Raw genomic sequence first — 1,513 nt, 5'->3', positions numbered from 1 at the left:
TGCCGCGCGGGTGGCCCCGGTGGTGACGCCGATCCCGCCCGCGGCGTAGTCCTGGCCCGCCATGCGGGCGGCGAACTCCGCTGAGCGGTCCCCCGCGAAGACCAGGTGGGTGTGCGAGTCCACCCAGCCCGGCAGCACGGCCCGCCCGCCGACGTCCACGGCGCGGTCCGCGGCAGGAGCCTCGGTGGCGGGGCCGAGCCAGGCGACGACGCCGTCCTGGAGCACCAGGGCGGCGTCGTGCAGGACGGAGTCCCCACCGCGGGCCGGGTCCACGGTCCTCAGCTCGCCGATGCCCGTGACCAGCTCAGCCCGGCCCCGTCCAGCCGTGTCCCGTCCAGCTGAATCCTGTCCGGCCGGGGTCGGCCTGTCCGGGTTCCGTCCATCCGGGTTCGGCTTGTCCGGGTTCCGGGGCTCAGTCATCGGGGTACCCGCGGCATCTCCCGCATCGGCACCCGTACGCCGCGCTCGGCGGCGACATCGAGGGCCCGCTCGTAGCCGGCGTCGGCATGGCGGATCACGCCCATACCGGGATCGTTGGTGAGCAGGCGCTCCAGCTTCTGCGCAGCGAGCTCGGTGCCGTCGGCCACACCCACCTGCCCGGCATGGATGGACCGGCCGATGCCCACGCCGCCGCCGTGGTGGATGGACACCCAGGTGGCGCCGGAGGAAGCTGCGGTGAGGGCGTTGAGCAACGGCCAGTCGGCGATCGCGTCGGAGCCGTCGGCCATGGCTTCGGTCTCCCGGTAGGGGGAGGCCACCGAGCCGGAGTCCAGGTGGTCGCGGCCGATCACGATGGGCGCGGAGACCTTGCCCTCGGCCACGAGCCGGTTGAAGAGCATCCCGGCCTGATGCCGCTCGCCGTAGCCGAGCCAACAGATCCGGGCCGGCAGGCCCTCGAACTCGACGTACTCCTGCGCGGCGTCGATCCACTGGTGCAGGTGCTCGTTGTCCGGGAACAGCTCCTTGATCGCCGCATCGGTGACCTCGATGTCCTTCGGGTCTCCCGACAGGGCGACCCAGCGGAACGGGCCCATTCCCTCGCAGAACAGGGGACGGATGTAGGCGGGGACGAAGCCGGGGAACTCGAACGCACGCCCGTATCCGGCGTGGCGGGCCTCGTCCCGGATGGAGTTGCCGTAGTCGAAGACTTCAGCTCCCTCGTCCTGGAACTCCACCATGGCCTGCACCTGGGCGGCCATGGATGCGCGGGCCTTCTTGGTGAAGCCGTCAGGGTCGGCCTTCGCCTCGGCGTCCCACCGGTCGACGGTGTATTCGACGGGCAGGTAGGCCAGGGGGTCGTGGGCGGAGGTCTGGTCGGTGACCACGTCCACGGTGAGCTCCCCGGCGCGGTGTCGGCGCAGCAGGTCGGGGAAGATCTCGGCGGCGTTGCCCACGTAGCCTACGGACAGCGCCCGGCGCTCGGCCTTGGCCGCCAGCACCTTCTGCAGGGCCGTCTCGAGGTCGGTCTCGACGTCGTCGAGGTAGCGCTTCGCCTGCCGGCGGCGCAGGCGGG

1 protein-coding gene and 1 pseudogene are annotated in these 1,513 nt (G+C 72.1%); both read right to left on the bottom strand.

Going from position 1 to position 1,513, the window contains the following annotated elements; translation table 11 throughout:
* Positions 1-420 (bottom strand): annotated as a pseudogene (locus Y705_RS0103450) (hypothetical protein); the annotation flags it as partial.
* The coding region (gene hutU, locus Y705_RS20980; protein WP_081737755.1) for a urocanate hydratase at positions 417-1,513 on the bottom strand (1,097 nt) is incomplete at its 5' end. The gene hutU and the pseudogene Y705_RS0103450, both read right to left, overlap by 4 nt.

The sequence above is a fragment of the Arthrobacter sp. H41 genome (genome assembly GCF_000520535.1).
GTDB lineage: Bacteria > Actinomycetota > Actinomycetes > Actinomycetales > Micrococcaceae > Arthrobacter_D.
The sequence above is the reverse complement of the archived record's forward strand: the minus strand, read 5'-3'. Positions and strand labels throughout refer to the sequence as shown.